This window comes from Haloferax sp. Atlit-10N, assembly GCF_003586325.1.
GTDB lineage: Archaea > Halobacteriota > Halobacteria > Halobacteriales > Haloferacaceae > Haloferax > Haloferax prahovense.
This window is the reverse complement of the sequence record NZ_PSYX01000146.1, coordinates 1-471: the sequence shown is the minus strand read 5'-3', so window position 1 is coordinate 471 and position 471 is coordinate 1. Positions and strand designations below refer to the sequence as shown.

General features: G+C 64.8%; 2 pseudogenes. Both read left to right on the top strand.

Annotation, left to right across the window (positions count from 1 at the left end):
• Window positions 1–204 (top strand): annotated as a pseudogene (locus C5B91_RS22900) (hypothetical protein); the annotation flags it as partial.
• A pseudogene (locus tag C5B91_RS21590) lies at window positions 201–471 on the top strand (Lrp/AsnC family transcriptional regulator); the annotation flags it as partial. The pseudogenes C5B91_RS22900 and C5B91_RS21590, both read left to right, overlap by 4 nt.

Sequence of the window (471 nt, the reverse complement as noted above, 5' to 3'; positions counted from 1 at the left end):
CATCGCTCCGTTCTCCTCGAAGAACTCCGTGAGCGGGCGGAGATTGGTCCCTGCGAGCCCGGTGATCATCGATGGTCGCGCGGCCCGGTCCCGACGACTATCGCTTGCGGTCGCTGCGGGTACGACTCGACGAGCCTCGCGACCGGGCAACTGGCGCAGGATGTGGAGATCCCCACGCGGCTTTCCGGTGGTGCTCGACGGTGAGCGACGAGAGTTCCGGGGAGATCGTCGCGGAGTTCTCCGTCCTCGAGGACGCGGCCGCGGTTACGGCCGACGATGAGGATACGGTCTCATCTTCAGTTGACAACGGCTACGAGCCCGGATCGACGGTCGAAGATGAAGCGGACGACACCAGTTTCGAACTTCCGGAGTACGTCGCCGCCTGCCGGTACTGCCAGCGAACTTTCGAGACCGATGAAGCCGCGCTCGAGCACGAGTGGAACTGCGACCTGGAGCCGACCGGCGAGTGTA